Source organism: Burkholderia sp. AU27893, from assembly GCF_002223205.1.
In the GTDB taxonomy this organism is placed as follows: Bacteria; Pseudomonadota; Gammaproteobacteria; order Burkholderiales; family Burkholderiaceae; genus Burkholderia.
The window spans coordinates 1,154,923-1,175,788 of the sequence record NZ_NKFD01000001.1 but is presented as its reverse complement, the minus strand read 5'-3'; the positions used below and the strand labels follow the sequence as shown (position 1 = coordinate 1,175,788).

Below are 20,866 nucleotides of genomic sequence, written 5' to 3'. Positions count from 1 at the left end.
AGGATGAGGTGTTGCGTGTTCTAAGTGTGATGTTGCTTGCGGCGGCTTCCGTTGCCCACGCGGGCGAACACTATCGCGAAGTATGGAATCCACCGGAGGCAAGGCATGCGCTGCACGGCAGTCATGCCGCCCACCACAAGCCAGCAGCGCGTCGACTGTCGGCAAAGCGGTCAACGAAGATGAAGCCATCCCGCGTGGCTGCCTACCTCCCGACGCCGACCAAGCGAGAGCATACTGGCCGCGCTGTACGCGTGAACGCCGGGCCGCGCGTGCAGAACCTACCGCCTCCGTTGACGCACAAAGGCAATGTGCTGCGCGTCGACTCGAACGGTGCCGGGGCGGAGGTCGTTCGCTGATGGAAGCAAAAGTCTACAAGGGCTATTTGCTTTGGGGACATGTTATCCGGCAAGGCCACGAATACGCCGCCAGCGACACTGTCACGCGAAACAACAAGCTCGTTGAAACATCGGGGGTGCTTGGTAGCTTTGAAAGCGAAGACGAGGCGCAACTGGCTGGCCTCGACTGGTGCCGCGCCTGGGTAGACAACCACAGCAACCACAGTTGATGCGATAGACATCCGGAACCCTGCAGGAAAAACAACTCCCCAAAAGCAAAGAGCCCAAAGCGAGATGGCAAGTTTTTTTGGAGAGCGTACTGCTGAGTACGCCCTTGTCCCACTACTACAGCGCGCGCTCGTCCGAGAGTTCGGATGGGCTATCCCAATGTCATACTGGAAAACAAGGGAGGGAAACCGCACGTCCGCCGAGATGCACAATGGGCTCTCGGTCAGAATTCTAGCCATGTTCGCGAGACGTCCGAAGGTGACGCCGTCTGACACTATTCTAGCGGGCAAGGTGAATTCGGAATTATTTCGCTTCGCGAGTTTTGCACGTCAGTTGGGAATTCCGACTATTGCAGGATTTCCAGCAGTGAAATCTGTTATGGAGTTGCACTCGGACCCACGAGTCTTTTGGCTCCATATCGAAGGCTTACGAGCGAGCGAATTCTTCGTTGACCTCTCATCAAACCCAGAACAAGCTTTGATAGACACCGATGGCAATCCCGTGCCGACGATGTCCGTCGACGACATCGCAGAATACGTTTCCGTACGCGCCCGGACCTTCGCCTGGGACGATGCGATGCAATGCATACACCGACTGCGGACAGAGGACGACGGTCGCTACGTATCGCCGTGGTCCGTTGGCTACAAGCCTGTATATTTGTTGATTCCCCCGGGCAATTCGGGATTTCCCGCCCGATGAGCGGGAAGTCGTCGAATCCCTCCTCGTCAACAGTAGACGCAATACGTTTGACCCGAGAACGTAAGGCCCCGCAATGCTCGACCTGCACCCAAGCGAGCTGTCGCCGGTTAAGCTTGTTTTGCAGTGCTGCCGTCTCCTTGTCGCTCAGGAAACGGACCTTGTTTTGGCTGTACAAGTCGGAACTCGGATGGAGCAGCCGGTCCTTTAGCGGTTGGGGCGGCCACGTCGAAAAGTCACTTTCGTAGATTGCAGTCAAGAGGTCGCCTAGGTGACTAACACTCGGGTCGGCCGCAGCATACAAAGCCTTATCGGAAACCTTCTGGATGCGTGACGTTGCAGCGCGTGCGATAGCTAGCGGACCTTCCGTCTGCCATGTCGAGCGATGCTGACAGGCGCGAAGGTCGCCAACCACATGCGCCCTGCGGCGGTCATAGAGACCGCCGCGAATGATGTCCTTCCGGCCACACCTTATTCGACGAGGCTCACGCGGTAGGGCAAGCGCGCCTTGTAGGTTTCTCAATTTTGTTGAGAAGTCTTGAGAACTACGACTACAGCCGCCCGCGCAGGAAGTCATTACAGTCTTCAACGTAAGCGCAATCCATTGGTTGAGGGTCGTCCGCTACGTGAGGGCGGCTACCGTTTGCAATGCGCCGACGGAAAAAAGTCTGAGGGGGTTCGGGTACCCGCTCAGTCTGACGTAACTAGGTCCGTCGCTGTCATGCACGGGTAGCATCGGGAGCGTCGGTCGCGGCGGCAGTTCCTCCCCACCGTCATTTAGCGCGGCAGCAAGACAGCGTGCAACAAGGTGCCGCACCCTCGCCGACCATCGCAGGCAGTCCGCCGCGACGACTTCGTCACCGCCCGGATTGAGGAACTGTTCCTCGAAACGCACCATCACGTATTCGGCCAATCTCTGCCGTCGCAATGACTCGGCGCACCGAGCCGTGCCCACCGGCCCACAACTCAACCGTGACTTTTGAGCCCGTACCCGCCAAAGGCCTTGTCCAGCTTTGTTTTCAGCTCCGCAAGCACGCTCGGCTCGGCGATGCCGAACATAGGGTCGGTGCGCACAAGCTGTTCACGGCACCATGCGGGCCAATGCAAATAATCGTCGTCGAGTGCGAGCCACGCCGAGGGTTTGCGCCGCAGCACGTCGCCCCATATCTGCATGCCTCTCGGTGCCTGCGCAAACTCGGCTGGGTCCATCCTCGAGTGGTACGTGGCACCAATCACTCTTGCCTGCAAGCCCGGCGTCAATCTATAAGACACGCGGCGGATGCTTCCGCGGTAGCGACGCACCCACGATGTCGAAAGGACAATGCGAACATCACTGTACGATGCAAGCAGTTCTTCAAGAAGTTCGCAATGCTCAAAAAGTTGGTGACCCGGAGAGTTCTGCAAAGTTGGACCGCGCCTGTGAAGCAAAAATACGTTCTCCGGATGTAGCACCCCATCGTAATCGAGAAAGAGCAGGCGCCCGCCGGTGTGTCGCGGGCGCGGTATCTCGTAAGTCGGCCCGGAAAATTCTTTTAGCATTGCCTATCGTCGTCTGTCTGAAGCACCACTGGCCAAGCCTCCAACAGGCGACGAGCTGTGGTGACCACGTCGTCGCCAATCACATACGCGGTTGGCGGAAGCTGCGCAACCGATTGAGCCGTTCGTGCGCTGGCGTAAGCGAAACTTCCTTTGCATAGAACGTCAATTCGAAAGGTGGCCACTAGTCGCGCGCCCGCGGCCGCGCGGCAGGAAGTCTCGTGAACGAAAATCGTGAAGCGCTCCGACACCGGGTATGGGCCACGCGGTGTCGGATGGGCGAGCGCCCGCAGAGCACGCTGCGACGTCGACCCGCCCGGTTCGACGCAAGTGCCATCGCACACCACGAGCACGCTATCACCACTGCAGTCGCCCAGATACACCGCGACGTCCGTCTGCACGGGAGAGCTATGTTGCGACAAGCCCGGGGCATCACACATCAATAGTCCTCTCGGCTCTCGATTCGCCTCATGGCGTGCCCTTGCCGACGCGCTCATATGTGACACTTTTGCTACCCACCTGAATTCGCCTGGTAATACGTCGTCGGCCAGTGGTCACGACTGCCACCATCGGTATCTGCGTGGAGACGCCAGAGTTGTAATCTCTGGCGAGGGTGCCCGGACCGACATCAATGCCGAGCTTTCTGAAAACCTCGGCAGCTATGGCCTCAAATGGGGCCGCAGGCGCGTAACGGCCTGTAAATCGATTCGTCCTCGTTTTCGCGTATATTCCATGCCCTACGCGCACAAGGCGCCCAGTGTCGACCAAGATGCGCAGCACTCGCGTTAGTTGAGATGAACTTCCCAACTTCGCGAGTTCTGACCGGAGTACGACGACACCTGTCCGTCGCCGGATGGAGCGCGTCACTCGGTCCTTTAGCAGGGACTTACTTGTAGCCTTCCGGCCCATATCATCACGTGCGCCCAAACCGGCGGAAGGTAGCGTCGAGAACCCGTGCTGCCACATCGCATACCTCCGTTACCGAAACTGCCGGCAAGAAAGGCGTCCCGCGCTCCGTCCAAAAAAGCAGCAAATCGATTGTTACGCTGTCTTGAGCGGAGACCTCTAGAGTCGGAATTGCGGCATCAAGAATGTCGAAGCTCGGATGTGTAAGCGTTTCAAGCGTCACCCCACTAGCGGCTGCTAGCTCAAGGCAGCAAAAATATATGCACTCGAACGCAAGGCAAAAGCGCGCGTGCAGAGATAGCGAATCCGTTCTGGCGTCGCGCAGAAGTGCCCCGCACGCAAGAAGGCGAGGACGTATGCATTCGAGGCACTGGCCACGTCGTTGGGTCGCATCAATCTTCGTCTGGTCGGGGAGGATTTCCGTCACCTGCATTTGTGGCCTCGTGCGACCACCCGCGGGACTGAGTTTTCATTGCTAGCGCCCACAGCTTGCTGCCGCGAAAGTGAGGCGGCCGCTGACACCGAGCGACACCGTCGTGGAGAGAGTCGGAGCCCAGCCTGTCCGCCACAATGGAATAGGCGCCGGTTGGCATTCGGGACCTTCACTAACAGCTTCAGCATCCTGCCTAGCATCCTCAAACGATTGCGCGACGTCGATGGCACGTCATTCCTGCAAAAAAGCGCGCTCTGCCCTGCCTCGCAAAGGCAGAGCGCGAATTGTTGAGCCGTCCCACATGCAAGTCGTCTATTCAGGCATGTGCGCCCATCGCCTAAAGTCTAAAACGAAATATATGCAATGTAAAGATTGGCAATTTATAAATTGCCACTTTATACAGGGTGGATTCACGGCATGCGATAGGCGATGCTCCTGTCGCATATGGAAGACACCACAACACCCCAGCAGAAGGCCGCGCGGCTGCGGCTTGCTACAAATCTAAAGCTGCTGCGAGGCAAACTTGGGCTATCGCAAGAGGTGCTCGCGGACCGCGTGGGATTGCACCGGAATCATCTAGGCCAGATTGAACGAGGGTCGGCGAACGTAACTTTGGACAATTTGGTCTCGCTCGCCAATGCGCTCGGAGTCCAAGAATCGCTCTTGCTTGTAGAACCTACTGAGCAACCGGTACCTATCAAGGTCGGCCGAAAGAAAAGAACTGATGTCAGAGGCGCCCCCTAAGACCACGGGGAAACATCTAAAACCGAGTGCCGGTCATCCAACTGTCAACGACATCGGCGCGCCAGCGCAAGAGCTCTCGGTCGTACAGCGGAGCACGCGGCGGAAGCAGCCAAGGGTGGTGACGTGCTCGAAAAACAACCGCGCGCAAGGAAATACCCAGAACGTCTGCCAAGTCGCTGGCGTCGACGTAACGATAAACCTCAAGAGTGGTGGTATCTGGCATCCCACATCTAGCGACTGAGCTTAAATTTTAGATAGACGCTTAAGCGTCAGCGTGGCGCATCGGGCTTCGGTGCCGACTATGCTGCGCGTCACTCGTCCAAGGGGTCTACCGACCGAAGGTAAGCTGGGCGCTCATGCTGAGAGCTGACTTTTGGGTCAATCCCAACGAGCAAATATCTGGGGACAGAGTAATGGACAGACCGGACCGCTGACCCAGTAGGCTGGTACTTTTTGAGAAAGTACCGAGAGGAATTGGGCTGTAACCCAATGTCAGTGGTAGGTTGGTACTTTTTTAGGTTCCGTAAAGATGTGCGCGTCGCCGATGAAGTACGTGAACCAGCGCGGCGTGTAGCCCGTCAGCCGGCCGACGAGTTCCAGCAACGCCGCCCCTTCCGTCAGGTTGAACGGCGTACCGAGGCCGACGTCGTTGCTGCGGATGTACAGGCACAGCGAGATTTCGCGCTTCGTCGCATTCGGCAGGAACTGGTACAGCAGGTGGCACGCGGGTAGCGCGATCTGGTCGAGCACGGCCGGATTCCACGCGTGAAACAGGATGCGGCGGTCGGACGGATTCTCCATGATCGTATCCAGACACTGGCGCAACTGGTCGATCGCCTTGTACAGCAGCACCTTCGGCGCGCCGTCTTCGTCGAAACGCGTGACGATCCGGAAGCCGCGGCGCGTCGCATCGGCGATCTGCGCGTCGGCGCCCGCGTCGAGCACCTTGTAGCCCGGCCACTGGCGCCATTGCACGCCGTACACGTCACCGAGATCGTCGACGCCCTGGCGATACGGGTTCGCGAGCCATTGCGCGTTCTCGTTCGCGTTCGCATCCCACACCTTGCAGCCGAGCGCACGGAAATCGGCCGCGCTGCGCGTCGCGCGCAGGAAGCCGACCAGTTCGCCGATCGCGGACTTGAAGGCCAGCTTCTTGGTCGTCACGGCCGGGAAGCCTTGCTGCAGGTCGAAGCGCAGCATCGCGCCCGGCATGCTGATGGTGCGGATCCCCGTGCGGTTCTCCTGCCAGGTGCCGGTATCGAGAATGGTACGAACGAGATCGAGATACTGTTTCATGCGGGTTCCTTCGGCCGCGAGGGCGGCCGTACCCGCCAATTTTAGCAAGCGTGGTGAGGAAGCTCCGGCAACGGCGCCGAAAACCCTGCCAGCGTGTCGCCGCGATCGCGCATGCCGTGTGCGCACATCAGCCGGTAGAGCGTGACGCGCGACACGCCGAGTTCGCGTGCGGCATCCGCGAAACGGCCGCGATGGCGCAACAGCGCCTGCTCGATCGCCTGCCGTTCGGCCGCCTCGCGCGCCTCCAGCAGCGACACGGGCGCGAGCGTCGCGAACTCGTTCAGCTCGAGATCGGCCGCGGTGATCATCCGGCCTTCCGACATGACGATCGCGCGGCGCACGCGATTGATCAGTTCGCGCACGTTACCCGGCCACGAATAGCCGTACAGCGACGCGACCGCATCGGGGGAAAAGCCGCGCAGGCGACGATGCGCGTCGCCCTTGAAACGCTCGAGCATGTGGCGCGCGAGCACCTCGATGTCCTTGCCGCGCGCGCGCAGCGGCGGCTCCTCGATCTTCAGCACGCACAGGCGATGGAACAGGTCCTCGCGGAACCGCCCTTCGCGCAGCGCCGCTTCCATGTCCACGTGCGTCGCGCAGATCACGCGCACGTCGACGGGCACCGACACATGGGCACCCAACCGCTCGATCTTGCCTTCCTGCAGGAAGCGCAGCAGGCTCGCCTGGCTTTCGAGCGGCAAGTCGCCGATTTCGTCGAGAAACAGCGTGCCGCCGTTGGCAGCCTCGACACGGCCGATCTTGCGCTGGTTCGCGCCGGTGAACGCGCCGCGCTCGTAGCCGAACAGTTCGGCCTGCAGCAGCGTCGACGGAATCGCACCGCAATTGATCGCGATGAAAGGCGCCTGCGCGCGCGACGAACGTTCATGAATCGCGACCGCCGTCAGTTCCTTGCCCGTACCCGATTCGCCGGAGATGAACACCGGCGCGTCGGTCGCCGCGACGCGGCGTATCGTCCTGAAGAGCCCGAGCATCGCATCGCAGGTCCCGACCATTTCGCCTTCGCTGCGTCCGGCGCCGACGGGCGGCGCAACGGTTTCGGTCAGCGCGATCATCCCGTGTGCATGGCCGACGGTCTCGACGATCCGCGCGGTCTCGTATGGCATCGTCACGTAGTCGAAACAGTAGTCGCGAATGAGATGGCGCAGCGTAGCGTCCTGCAACTGGCCGCGGCGCGTCGCCGCGATCCAGCCGATGTGCTGAATGCTCAGACAGGATTCGAGTTCACGCAGGTCGGAAGGCTTGAAGCCCGGCGAAAAATCGAGCAGCCCGGCCGTTGCGACACCATGCTGCACGACACGTCGAACGTCTCGCACGGTCTCCGCGAGATCGACACGCCAACCGCATTCGTCGAAATGGCCGCGCAACGCGTCGTTCGGTTCGCGCGAATAGTAGATCACGTGCCGCAGATCGGCGCCCATATGCTCACCCCGTTCATCAACCGTCTAACGATTGCCGTGCACGTCAGGTCACGTGCCAAAAGGATCGAATCGGGTCAGCCGAAGGCGGCTCGATTCGCCATGCCGATGCGTGGCGACGACAAAGCCTCGCATGATGGCGCTTATCTCGCGTCCAGTTATTTTGATCAAGACAGCTTAGTTATAGGCACTGAATACGACAATCCGATTTCAGCGCGGTGAGCGATGCGGCCGTATCGCTCAGGAGGTCGATGCATGTCAATCGTCTGCACATAGCCCCGGCGCAGCGATACTCTCCGTCATCAACACTTGCGACGATTTTCATCCTTGAAGCGTATCGATTGAATCAGCAGTATTCCCGAGCCCCCTCGTTTCACGCCTGAAACATTTTCAGCGGTTTTTCGAGACAATTCGCAACGCTTGAGCACGAATCGCAGTCTCGACAACGGTCCCGGCGCGATGGCATGCATTTCGCTGAACATGAAAACCGTCGGAGACAGCGACCATGCGAAAACATCCTTTACTTTCTTTCGTGCCGATGGCCATTGCAGTCGCGGCCGCCGGCCCGCCCACCCCCGTACGCGCAGACGAAGGCACGAATCCGGCTCGCGTCATGCTGCTTGCGGAAAACGCACCGAGCATGCAGCACGGCAACGGGTTCGGCATCGTGACGGTGTCGTCACCGCAACCGCTGCCGGCCGGCCGGACGTCGGTGACCCTGTGGGACGAGATCCCGCCACCGCCTCAATTGCCGACGCCACGTCCGGCACCGCAGCAGGGCGATTTGCAGCACGCGATGGAAGGCACCACGCAAGGCAGTACCCATCAGTGATGCACGAGCCGATTCATTTGATCAGGATGACGTATTGATTTGAGCGCGACGACGTCGGCATCGTCACGCTTGCAACACGAAACGGTTCTTGTGCTCCGTCCCCCGGCGGGCACTCTTTTTATTCATTCCGTCGCCGCGACGCCTTGCCTCGAGCGTCGCGGCGCGCAGTGCGGAAAGGCGGATGCGCGTACCCGGAACCGGCGCGTGCCGCCGTTCCGGTAGAATCGGCGCCATTCCGGTTTTCCTTTCCCCGACCTTCATGACGACGTTGACCCTGATCGTCGCGCGTGCCCGCAACGGCATCATCGGCCGCGACAACCAGTTACCCTGGAAACTTCCCGAGGATCTCGCGTTCTTCAAGCGCACGACGATGGGTGCGCCGATCGTGATGGGCCGCAAGACCCACGAGTCGATCGGCCGGCCGCTGCCGGGCCGCCGCAATATCGTGGTCACGCGCGACGCGACGCGCCGCTTCGACGGCTGCGACACGGTCACGTCGCTCGCCGATGCGCTGGCGCTCGCCGCACGCGACGGCGTGCCCGAGGCGTTCCTGATCGGCGGCGCGCAACTCTACACCGAAGGGCTCGCACTCGCCGACAAGCTGGTCGTCACCGAGATCGATGCCGACTTCGACGGTGACGCCTCGTTCCCGGCGCCCGACGCCGCGCAGTGGCAGGAAGTGTCGCGCGATGCGCACCAGGCGGCCGCGCCGAATACGTTCGGCTATGCGTTCGTCGTCTACGAGCGCAAGCGCGGCTGACGCGTCACGCACCATGAAAAAAGCCCGACCGGTTCACGCCGGTCGGGCTTTTTCGTTCGATGGCGGCCGATGCCGTGCGCCGCTTACTGCCCGGCGATCGTCATCTGCTCGATCAGCACCGAGCCCGTTTCCTTCGTGCCGCGCACGATCGAATCGGCACCGATCGCGACGATATGCCGGAACATTTCCTGCAGCGTGCTCGCGACGGTAATTTCCTCGACCGGATACTGGATCACGCCGTTCTCGACCCAGAAGCCCGCCGCACCGCGCGAATAGTCGCCCGTCACGTAGTTCACGCCCTGCCCCATCAGCTCGGTCAGCAACAGGCCCGTGCCGAGCTTCTTCAGCATCGCGTCGAAATCGTCGCCCGCCTGCGTGTTCGAGCTGCGCAGCGCAAGGTTGTGCGAGCCGCCTGCGTTGCCGGTGGTCTGCGTGCCGAGCTTGCGCGCCGAATAGGTCGACAGGAAGTAGCCTTCGACGACGCCGTCCTTGACGACGCTGCGCGCACGCGTGCGCACGCCTTCCTCGTCGAACGGCGCGCTGCCCATCGCGCGCGGCACGTGCGGATCCTCGACGACCTGGATGTGCGGCGCGAACACCGGCTTGCCGAGGCTGTCGACGAGGAACGACGTCTTGCGGTACAACGCACCGCCGCTCACCGCCTGCACGAACGCGCCGAGCAGGCCGGCCGCGAGCGGCGCCTCGAACAGCACGGGCACCTTGCGGGTATCGAGGCGGCGTGCGCCCATCCGAGCGAGCGCACGCTCGGCCGCGTAACGGCCCACCGCTTCGGGTGCCGCGAGATCGATCGCGCTGCGTTTCGACGTATACCAGTCGTCGCGCTGCATGTGGCGGCCGCTGCCCGCGATCGGCGCGCATGCGATGTAATGACGCGAGTATGGGTAGCCGGACAGGAAGCCGCGCGACGTGGCCAGCACGAACTGCGAATGCTGGGCCGACACGCTCGCGCCTTCCGAGTTGCGGATCTGCGGGCTGACCGCGAATGCGGCGTCTTCCGCGCGGCGGGCGAGCTCGACGGCCTCGTCGGCCGACAGCGCCCACGGGTGGTAGAGGTCGAGGTCACGCGGGTCAGTTTCGAGAAGCTCGGCTTCGGCCAGGCCGGCCGCCTCGTCCTCGGCCGTGAAGCGCGCGATGTTGTACGCGGCGGCGACGGTATCCTTGATCGCGCCCGGCGAAAAATCCGACGTGCTCGCGTTGCCGCGCTTCTTGCCGATGAACACGGTCACGCCGACCATCTTGTCGCGGTTGTGCTCGATCGTTTCGACTTCGCCGCGGCGCACCGACACCGACAGGCCGTCGCCCTCGGAGATTTCGGTCGCGGCGTCGGTCGCGCCGAGCGCCTTCGCATGGCGAAGGATGTCCGAGGCGATTTCCTTGAGCTGGTCCTGCGTGTGCGGGAAATAGCGCGCTTGTACGTCGAGATTGGCTGCCATCGTCTTGATATCCGGTGGCGGGCGGGCGCCCGCATGTTCAAAATGTTGCGTATCCTGCGATCATAGCAAGGTCCGGGGCCGGACACCGACAAGCTTGGGGTGTCCGCGGCGCGATACAATGCCGTCCATGACACGCAAAACCCGAATCCAGCCGATCGAGCATGCCGCCGAAGACGACGACAATGGCTACGATCGCCCCAGCAAATCCCAGTTGAAGCGCGAGATGCACGAGCTGCAGGTGCTCGGCCAGGCACTCGTCGATCTGCCGAAAGACGCGCTGAAACGCATGCCGATGCCCGAAAGCCTCGGCGACGCCGTGCGCGAGGCGCGCCGGATCACCGATCACGAAGGCAAGCGCCGCCAGCTCCAGTACGTCGGCCGCGTGATGCGCTCGCTGACCGACGACGAGACGGCCGCGCTGCGCACCGCGCTCGACGCGCAGCGCGGCGTGAACAAGGCCGCGACGGCCCGCCTGCACTGGATCGAACGCACCCGCGAACAGTTGCTCGCGAGCGACGACGCGCTGACCGAATTCCTGCGCCAGCACCCGGAAGCCGACATCCAGGAAGGCCGCACGCTGATTCGCAACGCACGCAAGGAAGCGCAGCAAGGCAAGCCGCCGCGCTATTTCCGCGAGCTGTTCCAGTGGATCAAGACCGCCGGCGGCACGTCCCATGCGGACGACGAAGCGGCGGACGACGCCGGAGACGACCATGACGACGACGAAGCGTAACCACCCGGACGAGCTCGTCGTCGGCCTCGTGTCGATCAGCGACCGCGCAAGCAAGGGGGTCTACGAAGACAAGGGCATTCCGGCGCTGCAGGAGTGGCTCGCCGGCGCGCTGGTGTCGCCGTGGCGCGCCGAAACGCGCCTGATCCAGGACGACGCGCCGACGATCTCCGCCACGCTCGCCGAACTCGTCGATGTCGCGGGGTGCGACCTCGTGCTGACGACGGGCGGCACGGGCCCGGCGCGCCGCGACGTGACGCCCGAGGCCACGCTGGCCGTGGCGACGAAGGAAATGCCGGGATTCGGCGAACAGATGCGGCAGATCAGCCTGAATTTCGTGCCGACCGCGATCCTGTCGCGGCAGGTCGCGGTGATCCGCGAGACGGCCGACCATGCGGCGCTGATCGTCAACCTGCCCGGCCAGCCGAAGTCGATCCGGGAAACGCTCGAAGGGCTCCGCGACGCCGACGGCAAGTCGACCGTGCCCGGCATCTTCGCCGCGGTGCCCTACTGCATCGACCTGATCGGCGGCCCGTACATCGAGACCGACGCCGCGGTGGTCGCGGCGTTCCGGCCGAAAAGCGCTCAGCGCGCACCGCGCTAGGCGCGTGCCGGCCCGCTCAGGCGGCCGGCGCGGACTCGCCTGCCGAAGCGGACGCGGCCGGAATCAGGAAATGCTCGCGGTAGTACTTCAGCTCGTCGATCGACTCGTGGATGTCCGCGAGCGCCGTGTGCATCGCCCGCTTCTGGAAGCCCTTGTAGATCGCGGGCTGCCAGCGGCGGCACAACTCCTTGAGCGTGCTGACGTCGAGGTTGCGGTAGTGGAAGAACCGCTCGAATTCGGGCATCCAGCGCGCCATGAAGCGGCGGTCCTGGCAGATCGAGTTGCCGCACATCGGCGATTTGCCGGGCGACACGTACTGCGCGAGGAAGGCCTGCAATTGCCCGGCGGCTTCCGCCTCGGTCACGGTCGACGCGCGCACGCGGTCGATCAGGCCCGAGCGGCCGTGCGTCGACTTGTTCCAGTCGTCCATCTTCGCGAGCGTTTCGTCGCTCTGGTGGATCGCGAACACGGGGCCTTCGACGGCGATGTCGAGCGTGGAATTGGTCACGACGACCGCGATCTCGATGATGCGGTCGTTATCCGGGTCGAGGCCCGTCATCTCCATGTCGAGCCAGACGAGGTTCAACTCGTTGCGCACGAGCGCGGGCTGGCTGGCGGAAGCGGCGGTATCGGTCATGAGTCATCCTGGAAAATGGCGGACGGCGCGCGGCGCCGCCCGGGCGGCCGGCATCGCATCAGCGGGGCCGGTCCGCAAGAACATATAATTCTCGCATAGAACCCTTTGGCGCCTTCGATGTCACCCTTTTCGTTCACCCTGCTGTTCGCGCTCGCCGTGCTCGCGATGGTCGTCACCAAGCTGTGGCTCGCGTCGCGGCAGATCCGCTTCGTCGCGGCGCACCGCAACAGCGTCCCCGCGCAGTTCAGCGCAACCATCCCGCTGACGGCCCACCAGCGCGCGGCCGACTATACGGTCGAGCGCACCCGGTTGACGATGCTCGAAATCGTCGTCAGCGCGGCCGTGCTGGTCGGCCTGACGCTGCTCGGCGGCGTCGGCGCACTCGACACGCTGCTCACCGGCTGGCTCGGCCGCGGCTACGGGCAGCAGGTCGCGCTCGTCGCGGCAGTACTCGTGATCACGAGCGTCATCGACGTCCCGTTCGAGTATTACCGCCAGTTCGGGATCGAACAGCGTTTCGGCTTCAACCGGATGACGAAGCGGCTGTTCTTCACCGACATGCTGAAAAACTCGCTGCTCGGCGGCGCGCTCGGCCTGCCGCTGCTGTTCGTCGTGCTGTGGCTGATGAACCAGGCCGGGAGCCTGTGGTGGCTGTGGACCTGGATCGTCTGGGTCGCGTTCCAGATGCTCGTGCTGCTGATCTACCCGACTTTCATCGCACCGATCTTCAACAAGTTCGAACCGCTGAAGGACGACGCGCTGCGCGCGCGCATCGAGTCGCTGATGAAGCGCTGCGGCTTTGCGGCGAAGGGGCTGTTCGTGATGGACGGCAGCCGCCGCTCCGCGCACGGCAACGCGTACTTCACGGGCTTCGGCGCGTCGAAGCGGATCGTGTTCTTCGACACGCTGCTCGCGCGCCTGTCCGGCCAGGAAATCGAAGCCGTGCTCGCGCACGAACTCGGCCACTTCAAGCGCCGCCACGTGATGAAGCGGATGCTCGTGTCGTTCGTGCTGAGCCTCGTGCTGCTTGCGCTGCTCGGCTGGCTGGCGCAACGCACGTGGTTCTACACGGGGCTCGGCGTCACGCCGTCGCTCGACACGAGCAACGCGGGCGCCGCGCTCGTACTGTTCTTCCTCGCGATTCCCGTGTTCCTGTTCTTCGCGACGCCGTTCGGCAGCCTCACGTCGCGCAAGCACGAATTCGAGGCCGACGCATTCGCGGCCAGCCAGACCGACGCGCAGGATCTCGTCAGCGCGCTCGTGAAGCTCTATGAGGACAACGCGTCGACGCTGACGCCCGACCCCGTCTACACGGCCTTCTACTACTCGCATCCGCCTGCATCGCAGCGGATCGACCGCCTGATGCAGCACGCATGAGCCGGCCGACCTCCCGCAAGCCGGCCCCGCGCGCGTCGGGCGCGCAACGTGCCGAAGGCCGCGTGATCGCGGCACACGGGCGCCACTACATCGTCGCGCCCGACGACGGCGGCCCGATGCTGCAGTGCTTCCCGCGCGGCAAGAAGAGCGAGATCGCGGTCGGCGACCGTGTCGCGTACGAACTTGCGTCGGCCGACCAGGGCGTCATCGTCGAGATCGGCGAACGGCGCAACCTGCTGTACCGCTCCGACCAGTTCAAGTCGAAGCTGTTCGCGGCCAACCTCGATCAATTGCTGATCGTGCTCGCGACCGAGCCCTACTTCAGCGAGGACCTGCTCGGCCGCGCGCTGATCGCCGCCGAGGCGAACGAGCTGAAGCCGCTCGTCGTGCTGAACAAGATCGACGTCGAAGCCGCGCTGCCGGTCGCGCGCGAGCGCCTCGCGCCCTACCGCGCCCTTGGCTACGACGTGCTCGAGCTGTCGGTGAAGGGTTCGCCCGACGACGCGCGCGCGCAACTGATGCCGCACCTCGCCGGGCATTCGACGATCCTGCTCGGCCAGTCCGGGATGGGCAAGTCGACGCTCGTGAACCTGCTCGTTCCCGATGCCGAAGCCGCCACGCGCGAGATTTCGGCCGCGCTCAACAGCGGGCGTCACACGACGACGTTCACGCGCCTGTACCCATTGGCCGGCGGCGGCGCGCTGATCGATTCGCCCGGCTTCCAGGAATTCGGCCTCTACCACCTGACGGAAGGCCGTCTCGAGCGCGCCTTTCCGGAGTTCCGGCCGCTGCTGGCCGACTGCCGTTTCTATAATTGCCATCATCTGCACGAACCCGGCTGCGCGATTCTCGACGCTGTCGCCGACGGCCGCATCGCCCCGTCGCGGCATGCGCTGTATGCGCAGCTCGTGCACGAGGCGAGCCAGATCGTCCGCTGACCGCGCGGCACGCGCGCGGCGGCCAGCCGGTGCCGTGCGGGCCGGCGTTCACCGACAGGAGCCGCGATGCGTTTCAAGGCACCCGATCTCGCGACGGCGCAGCATTGGGCCAACGTGCTTCAGGTAGCCGGCATCGGTTGCGAGCTGCATAACTGCTACGCGACCGGCGCGCTCGGCGGCCTGCCCGCCGACGCGTGCACGCCCGAACTGTGGCTCGACGACGATCGCGACGACGCGCTCGCGCGCAAGCTCCTCGATGCCGCGTCGCACGGCCCGGCGGCCGGCGCCGCGCCGTGGCGCTGCCGGCAGTGCGGTGAGGCGCTCGAAGCCCAGTTCACCGCGTGCTGGCAATGCGGCGCCGTGCGCGATCCGCTTGACGTGTGATCCACAGCAAAAAGGCCGGCTTCAAGCCGGCCTTCTGCCTTTCATCGGGTACCGCACTGCCCCGTCACGACACCCAGACGGCGAGCGTCAGCATCAGCAGCAGAATCATCCACAGGATCACCGCACGCCAGACGAGGCCCACCGCGGATTGCAGCGTACGCGGCGTGCAATCGTCACCGACCGTCAACGGACCGCTGTCGCCGACGGCCAGCGCATCGAGGCTCGACGGTTCCGCGAGCGGCCCCGCGAGGCGTGCGCCGAGCGCGCCGCTGCCGGCTGCCAGCAGGACGCCATCGTTCGGATCGGGCCACTGGCGCGTGTGGTTGCGCCACGCATAGATCGCGTCCTCGAAATTGCCGACGATCGCGAAGCCGAGCGCGGTCAATCGCGCGGGAATCCAGTCGATCACGAAGAACGCGCGCTGCGCGAACGTAGAGAAGGCCGCCGTGCGATCGTCGCCCGGCGTCGACCAGCTGCGCGCGAGGTATTCGGAAATCCGGTACAGCACGGCACCGGCCGGCCCTATCGGCAGCACGTACCAGAAGAACACGCCGAACACGTGGCGATGCGATGCGACCACGGCGTGAATCAGCGTATGGCGGACGATTTCGCCGACCGGCATATCGACCGTGTCGATGCCTGTCCACTCGTGCAGGATTTCGCGCGCGCGCGGCACGTCGTCGTTATTGAGCGCGAGGTGGATGTCGGTGAAGTAATGGCTGAACTGACGGAAGCCGAGCGTGAAATACACGACGACGACGTTCCAGATGAATGCGAGCACGAAGCTCACCTTGAACAGCAGGAAATAGATCAGCGCGACGATCAGCACCCACGGCAGCACGACCGCGAGCCAGGCGAGGATGCCGTGCTTCTGCTTGCCCGCGTCGAGACCATGCGCGACGGTTTCCGCATGAAACTGGAACAGCGCGAACACCGGATTGTTCGGCGACAACGCGCGGACCTGTTCGATGATGAGAGCGAGGAGAACCGAAAAGAAAGTCATGCGTGGCGCCGTCTTCGGAGTTATGTCATTTTTTGCATAACGATAGCACAGCGTAAGCACCGGATGGCTGCCGGTGCAGTCGCCCGCCAGCCGGCCACGCACGCCGACAATCGTGCACGCCTAGCCGGCGGCCAAGAAGCGGTACAGATTGCGCAACATGCCGGCAGTTGCGCCCCAGATGAAGTAATGCCCGCCGGGTTCGCCATTCGGATAGGGCATCGCAAAAAAACGACGCTCGCCACCTTCCCAGCGGAACACACGCACCTGATGGTTCGCGGGATTCATCAGGAACGCGAGCGGGACCTCGAAAATCTCGGCCACTTCGAACGTGTCGGCCTGCACGGTGAACGGCGGATGCACGAGGCCGACCACCGGTGTCACGCAAAAGCCCGTACCGGTGAGGTAGTCGGGCAGCGCGCCGAGGATCTCGACACGCTCGTCTGCCAGACCGATCTCTTCCTTCGCCTCGCGCAACGCGGTAGCGGTTGCATCGCGATCGAACGGTTCGCGACGACCGCCGGGGAAGCTGATCTGCCCGGCGTGGTCGTTCAGGTGATCGGCGCGCTGGGTCAGCAGCATGGTGAGACCGGACTCACGGACGACGAGCGGCACCAGGACGGCCGCGCTGCGTGGATCGACGCCCTCCTGCAGCCTCGCCTCGCCGGGCTCGACGCTCCATTCGAGCGTGCGCGCGAAACGGTCGCGCAGGCCGGACGGCGTCATCAGGCGGGAATCGATGGCCGGCAGGCCGGCGCCGGTGCCTTCGACCGGCAGGACTTCGGGATCGATGATGGGGCGGCGATTCAATGGGGCTCTCGGGTTCGTGTCGTATCGAGCATATTCTCGCGCCAGAATGAAAAAAGCACCCGGTTGGGTGCTTTTTCCTTACAGCTCTTACTCTTGGGAAGCTGCTGCGGCGCGATCCTTCGACACCAGCTTTTCCTTGATACGAGCCGACTTGCCCGAACGCTCGCGCAGGTAGTACAGCTTCGCACGACGCACATCACCGCGGCGCTTCACGACGATGCTTGCCAGCAGCGGCGAGTACGTCTGGAACGTACGCTCGACGCCTTCGCCCGACGAGATCTTGCGGACGATGAAGTTCGAGTTCAGACCACGGTTGCGAATCGCGATCACGACGCCTTCGTAAGCCTGAACGCGCTTGCGGTTACCTTCAACCACGTTCACGTTCACGATTACCGTGTCGCCCGGGGCGAATTCGGGGATCGTCTTGCCGGCGAGCGCGCGCTCGATTTCTTCCTGCTCAAGTTTTGCGATCAGATTCATTACTGACTCCTTATGCCATCGTGTCGGCGTTCACACCCGCCTGCTTCCAGGCCTGGCCCCGATAGAGGATGGATTCACATCAGGCGCCGCACACGCATGTACGGCACCGCCAATTCCCGCTCGCGCAGCCGCCTCAGGAGGCGTCCTTCGCTTCGCGTGCGAGGTTCGCAAGCCACGCCTCGTCGGCGCGACTCAACAACTTCTCGCGGCGCGCCCGGACGATCAGATCCGGCCGCTTCCGCAACGTATTCCTCAATGCTTCCTGACGCCGCCACTTCTCGATCTCGGCATGATGCCCGCCGAGCAGCACGTCCGGCACGCGCACGCCGTCATACTCCTCGGGGCGCGTGTAGTGCGGACAATCGAGCAGGCCATCAGCGAAGCTGTCCTGCACGGCCGACAGCGAATCGTTCAGCACGCCGGGCAGCAACCGCACGACTGCATCCATCATCGCCATCGCCGGCAATTCTCCGCCGGACAGGACGAAATCGCCGAGGCTGATTTCCTCGTCGACGCAACGATCGAGCAGGCGCTGGTCGATCGCTTCATAGCGGCCGCACAGCACGACGACACCAGGCTCCTGCGCCATCCGCACCGCACGATCGTGCGTGAGCGGTGCGCCCTGCGGCGACATCATCACGACACGCGTGCTCGCGATGCCCTGCTCCGCCTGCGCCGCTTTCGCGGCATCGATCGCGGCTTCGAGCGGCCTGGCCAGCATCACCATGCCCGGACCGCCGCCGTACGGACGATCGTCGACCGTGCGGTAGTTGTCCGTCGTGAAATCACGCGGGTTCCAGGTGCGCAGCCCGAAGCGCCCTTGCTTGACGGCCCGGCTGGTGATCCCCCAGTCGGTCAGTGCACGGAACATCTCGGGAAAGAGCGTGACGACGTCGAACTGCACCGCGCTCTCGGTAACCTGGTTCATTTCAGTAATCGGCTTCCCAGTCGACGACGATACGACGCGCCGCCTGATCCACCGTTTTGACGTATACGCCGACGAACGGAATCAACCGCTCGTCGGTGGTCGGCTGACCGTCTTTGCCGGTCGCCGGATACTCGACACGCATGATCGAATGCACGCCATTGTCGATCATCCCGCTCACCTTCCCGAGTGCCACCGATTGCTCGTTGACGACGTCGAGACCGATCAGGTCGACCCAATAGAATTCGTCCGCGGCCAATGCCGGGAAATCTTCCCGGCGCACGAACACGCGAAAGCCGCGCATCGCGTACGCGGCATCGCGGTCGCTGACGCCCGCGGGTTGCGCAACGACGGTGTCGCTGTGCGCCTTTGACTGCACGATGCGGACGGAAAGCCGCTCCGCTCCGCGTTCCAGCCACCAGTGGCGCGCCTTGAGCAGCGCATCGCCACCGCGGCCGGCGTCGGCATGCGTCGCCACCTTGACCCAACCCTTCAGGCCATAGGCGTCGACCACCGCCCCGACCTCGACGGCATCGTCGGGCCAGGCTTGCGCCACTTCGAGACTGCCTTGCTGCTCGGCAGCCTGACCGGCGTTCGCGACAGCGTCGCGCTCGACCGGCTTGCGGACGAATGCGCCAAACGACGCACGCCCGCGCCTTGCATTACCGGAATCGTGACCCGCCATCAATGCACCTCACAGCCGGCACGACCGGCACACCGTGCCATGTTAGGCAGCCGGTTGCGCCTTTTGCGCTTCCTTCACGAGACGCTGGACGGTCGGCGACAGTTGCGCGCCAACACCTTGCCAGTACGTCAGGCGATCCTGAGCGATACGCAGCGATTCGCCCTTCGTAGCGACCGGGTTGTAGAAGCCGACGCGCTCGATGAAGCGGCCGTCACGACGGTTGCGCGAATCGGTAGCAACGATGTTGTAGAACGGGCGCTTCTTCGAGCCGCCACGAGCCAGACGGATGATAACCATATGATGTCCTTCGGGAAAACCGGGTTCGAAACTACTGAAACACGCGATTATAGCCGGAAACCAGAGGTACAACAAACACTTACGCGTAAAAAATCGGGAGGCAGCCTGTCCGCCGGGCATACAATCGTCGTGTCCGCGACGTTCCACACCGTCATGCCGCCCCTTCGCGCCGCCTCGATGCGCCGCGCGCAGCACCGTTTCGCGGCGCTGCTTGCCGGCCTTGCCTGCCTCGCGTCCGCACTGGCGTTTGCCGCGCCGTTGCCGGTGGGCGAACTCGTCGTGCCACCCGGCTTCCACGTCGAAGTGCTGGTCGACGCGGTACCGACCGCGCGCGAAATGGCGTGGTCGCCGCGCGGCATCCTGTATGTCGGCACCCGGGAAGGCCGCGTTCACGCATTCGTCATGCACGAGGGCCGGATCAGTGCGCGCTACGTGGTAGCGTCCGGGCTCGACATGCCCGTCGGCGTCGCCTACCGTGGCGGCGCACTCTATATATCCGCCGTCTCACGCATTCTGCGTCTGGATCGTATCGACGACCGGCTGGCCACGCCGCCCGCACCTGCCGTCGTCACCGACGCGCTGCCGACCGAACACCATCACGGCTGGAAATTCATCGCGTTCGGCCCCGACGGCAAGCTGTATGTGCCGACCGGCGCACCGTGCAACGTCTGTCTCGCCGATCGCAACCGCTACGCGATCATCGCACGCATGAGGGCGGACGGCAGCGGGAACGAGGTCGTTGCCCGCGGCGTACGTAATACGGTCGGCTTCGCGTGGCACCCCGATTCTGGCGAGCTTTGGTTTACCGACAACGGGCGCGACATGATGGGCGACGACGTGCCCGACGACAAGCTGAACCGCGAACCGCGCGCCGGCCTCGACTTCGGCTTCCCGTACTGCCATGGCGGCGACACGCCCGACCCCGAATTCGGCAGCGCCGACGTATGCCGCCGCTATGTACCGCCCGTATTGAAACTCGGTGCGCACGTCGCGGCACTCGGCATGCGGTTCTATACAGGGTCGATGTTTCCGGCGTCGTATCGCAATAACGTCTTCATCGCCGAACACGGCTCGTGGAATCGCAGCACGAAGGTCGGCTACCGCGTGATGCGCGTCGTCGTCTCGGCGGATGGCAGCCAGGCGCGCCAGACCCCGTTTGTCACGGGCTGGCTGCGACCCGACGGCACGGTATGGGGGCGCCCCGCCGACGTACTGCCGCTGCCGGACGGCTCGCTGCTCGTCAGCGACGACTATGCGGGTGCGATCTACCGCGTGACCTATGCGGCACCTTGACGCAGGACAGGGGTGACCGGGCCCGACCGGGCATCGTAGAATGCGTGCCG

At 63.7% G+C, this 20,866-nt stretch carries 23 protein-coding genes and 1 pseudogene; 12 read left to right on the top strand and 12 right to left on the bottom strand.

What is annotated here, in order from left to right; all coding sequences use genetic code 11:
* Window positions 1–355: 355 nt before the first annotated feature.
* Together CFB47_RS05540 and CFB47_RS40190 are read left to right on the top strand one after the other, a co-directional pair.
* On the top strand, window positions 356–565 hold the full coding sequence (locus tag CFB47_RS05540; protein WP_089460599.1) for a hypothetical protein: 210 nt from the start codon (window positions 356–358) through the stop codon (window positions 563–565).
* 235 nt (window positions 566–800) lie between these two features.
* Window positions 801–1,262, top strand: a complete 462-nt coding sequence (locus tag CFB47_RS40190; protein WP_124475518.1) for a hypothetical protein — start codon at window positions 801–803, stop codon at window positions 1,260–1,262.
* Between the two features lie 963 nt (window positions 1,263–2,225).
* Here the strand turns inward: CFB47_RS40190 and CFB47_RS05530 are convergent.
* Both CFB47_RS05530 and CFB47_RS41650 read right to left on the bottom strand, forming a co-directional pair.
* Entirely contained in the window at window positions 2,226–2,798 is a 573-nt protein-coding gene (locus tag CFB47_RS05530) for an HAD domain-containing protein (protein ID WP_089460598.1), read from the bottom strand.
* A 465-nt stretch (window positions 2,799–3,263) separates the two neighbouring features.
* Complete coding sequence (locus tag CFB47_RS41650) at window positions 3,264–3,704, bottom strand: DUF6088 family protein (protein ID WP_089461357.1); 441 nt, start codon at window positions 3,702–3,704, stop codon at window positions 3,264–3,266.
* An 859-nt stretch (window positions 3,705–4,563) separates the two neighbouring features.
* Here CFB47_RS41650 and CFB47_RS05520 point away from each other — a divergent pair.
* Window positions 4,564–4,878: a helix-turn-helix domain-containing protein gene (locus tag CFB47_RS05520; RefSeq protein ID WP_089460597.1), complete on the top strand. Its 315-nt coding sequence runs from the start codon at window positions 4,564–4,566 to the stop codon at window positions 4,876–4,878.
* A gap of 525 nt (window positions 4,879–5,403) precedes the next feature.
* On the opposite strand, the pseudogene CFB47_RS05515 reads toward CFB47_RS05520, so the two are convergent.
* Window positions 5,404–6,174, bottom strand: a pseudogene (locus CFB47_RS05515) (thymidylate synthase); the annotation flags it as partial.
* Window positions 6,175–6,215: 41 nt separating this feature from the next.
* Window positions 6,216–7,592 carry a sigma-54 dependent transcriptional regulator gene (locus CFB47_RS05510; protein ID WP_256946685.1) on the bottom strand — a complete coding sequence of 459 codons (1,377 nt, stop codon included), beginning with the start codon at window positions 7,590–7,592 and terminating at the stop codon, window positions 6,216–6,218.
* On the opposite strand from CFB47_RS05510, the gene CFB47_RS41645 reads away from it, so the two are divergent.
* The 3 genes from CFB47_RS41645 (at window position 7,479) to CFB47_RS05495 (ending at window position 9,202) form a co-directional block, all read left to right on the top strand.
* Window positions 7,479–7,832, top strand: coding sequence for a hypothetical protein (locus CFB47_RS41645; protein WP_256946691.1), 354 nt, complete (start codon window positions 7,479–7,481; stop codon window positions 7,830–7,832). The genes CFB47_RS05510 and CFB47_RS41645 overlap by 114 nt on opposite strands.
* A 283-nt stretch (window positions 7,833–8,115) precedes the next feature.
* Window positions 8,116–8,442, top strand: coding sequence for a hypothetical protein (locus tag CFB47_RS05500; RefSeq protein WP_089460596.1), 327 nt, complete (start codon window positions 8,116–8,118; stop codon window positions 8,440–8,442).
* A gap of 259 nt (window positions 8,443–8,701) precedes the next feature.
* Window positions 8,702–9,202 carry a dihydrofolate reductase gene (locus CFB47_RS05495; RefSeq protein WP_069247452.1) on the top strand — a complete coding sequence of 167 codons (501 nt, stop codon included), beginning with the start codon at window positions 8,702–8,704 and terminating at the stop codon, window positions 9,200–9,202.
* Window positions 9,203–9,285: 83 nt separating this feature from the next.
* Here CFB47_RS05495 and pmbA read toward each other — a convergent pair whose 3' ends face one another.
* Window positions 9,286–10,656: a metalloprotease PmbA gene (gene pmbA, locus CFB47_RS05490; protein ID WP_089460595.1), complete on the bottom strand. Its 1,371-nt coding sequence runs from the start codon at window positions 10,654–10,656 to the stop codon at window positions 9,286–9,288.
* A 127-nt stretch (window positions 10,657–10,783) separates the two neighbouring features.
* On the opposite strand from pmbA, the gene yjgA reads away from it, so the two are divergent.
* Together yjgA and mog are read left to right on the top strand one after the other, a co-directional pair.
* The gene (gene yjgA / locus CFB47_RS05485; protein WP_272482667.1) at window positions 10,784–11,389 is read left to right on the top strand and encodes a ribosome biogenesis factor YjgA; all 606 of its coding nucleotides are present in this window, start codon (window positions 10,784–10,786) and stop codon (window positions 11,387–11,389) included.
* The gene (gene mog / locus CFB47_RS05480; RefSeq protein WP_089461356.1) at window positions 11,370–11,990 is read left to right on the top strand and encodes a molybdopterin adenylyltransferase; all 621 of its coding nucleotides are present in this window, start codon (window positions 11,370–11,372) and stop codon (window positions 11,988–11,990) included. Before yjgA ends, mog begins: the two co-directional genes overlap by 20 nt.
* A 16-nt stretch (window positions 11,991–12,006) precedes the next feature.
* Here mog and orn read toward each other — a convergent pair whose 3' ends face one another.
* Entirely contained in the window at window positions 12,007–12,627 is a 621-nt protein-coding gene (orn, locus tag CFB47_RS05475) for an oligoribonuclease (protein WP_089455820.1), read from the bottom strand.
* Window positions 12,628–12,744: 117 nt separating this feature from the next.
* Here orn and CFB47_RS05470 point away from each other — a divergent pair, with 117 nt between their 5' ends.
* The 3 genes from CFB47_RS05470 (at window position 12,745) to CFB47_RS05460 (ending at window position 15,326) form a co-directional block, all read left to right on the top strand.
* Complete coding sequence (locus CFB47_RS05470; protein WP_089460594.1) at window positions 12,745–14,004, top strand: M48 family metallopeptidase; 1,260 nt, start codon at window positions 12,745–12,747, stop codon at window positions 14,002–14,004.
* Window positions 14,001–14,942 (top strand): ribosome small subunit-dependent GTPase A, encoded by a 942-nt coding sequence (gene rsgA / locus CFB47_RS05465; protein ID WP_069247449.1) that lies wholly within the window; start codon window positions 14,001–14,003, stop codon window positions 14,940–14,942. The genes CFB47_RS05470 and rsgA overlap by 4 nt, the downstream gene beginning before the upstream one ends.
* A gap of 66 nt (window positions 14,943–15,008) precedes the next feature.
* Window positions 15,009–15,326: a putative signal transducing protein gene (locus tag CFB47_RS05460; RefSeq protein WP_089460593.1), complete on the top strand. Its 318-nt coding sequence runs from the start codon at window positions 15,009–15,011 to the stop codon at window positions 15,324–15,326.
* A gap of 64 nt (window positions 15,327–15,390) precedes the next feature.
* Here CFB47_RS05460 and CFB47_RS05455 read toward each other — a convergent pair whose 3' ends face one another.
* From CFB47_RS05455 to rpsP, 6 genes are all read right to left on the bottom strand, one after another.
* Entirely contained in the window at window positions 15,391–16,329 is a 939-nt protein-coding gene (locus tag CFB47_RS05455; protein WP_011351361.1) for a CobD/CbiB family protein, read from the bottom strand.
* A gap of 120 nt (window positions 16,330–16,449) precedes the next feature.
* On the bottom strand, window positions 16,450–17,136 hold the full coding sequence (locus tag CFB47_RS05450; RefSeq protein ID WP_069247448.1) for a CoA pyrophosphatase: 687 nt from the start codon (window positions 17,134–17,136) through the stop codon (window positions 16,450–16,452).
* 87 nt (window positions 17,137–17,223) lie between these two features.
* Complete coding sequence (rplS, locus tag CFB47_RS05445; RefSeq protein ID WP_006753174.1) at window positions 17,224–17,616, bottom strand: 50S ribosomal protein L19; 393 nt, start codon at window positions 17,614–17,616, stop codon at window positions 17,224–17,226.
* A 133-nt stretch (window positions 17,617–17,749) separates the two neighbouring features.
* Window positions 17,750–18,544, bottom strand: a complete 795-nt coding sequence (trmD, locus tag CFB47_RS05440; RefSeq protein ID WP_006476548.1) for a tRNA (guanosine(37)-N1)-methyltransferase TrmD — start codon at window positions 18,542–18,544, stop codon at window positions 17,750–17,752.
* A 1-nt stretch (window position 18,545) separates the two neighbouring features.
* Entirely contained in the window at window positions 18,546–19,226 is a 681-nt protein-coding gene (gene rimM / locus CFB47_RS05435) for a ribosome maturation factor RimM (RefSeq protein WP_089424816.1), read from the bottom strand.
* A gap of 42 nt (window positions 19,227–19,268) precedes the next feature.
* Window positions 19,269–19,523, bottom strand: a complete 255-nt coding sequence (gene rpsP, locus CFB47_RS05430) for a 30S ribosomal protein S16 (protein WP_006476550.1) — start codon at window positions 19,521–19,523, stop codon at window positions 19,269–19,271.
* Window positions 19,524–19,676: 153 nt separating this feature from the next.
* Between rpsP and CFB47_RS05425 the strand changes: the two genes are divergently transcribed.
* Window positions 19,677–20,816, top strand: a complete 1,140-nt coding sequence (locus CFB47_RS05425) for a sorbosone dehydrogenase family protein (protein WP_089461355.1) — start codon at window positions 19,677–19,679, stop codon at window positions 20,814–20,816.
* Window positions 20,817–20,866 lie beyond the last annotated feature (50 nt).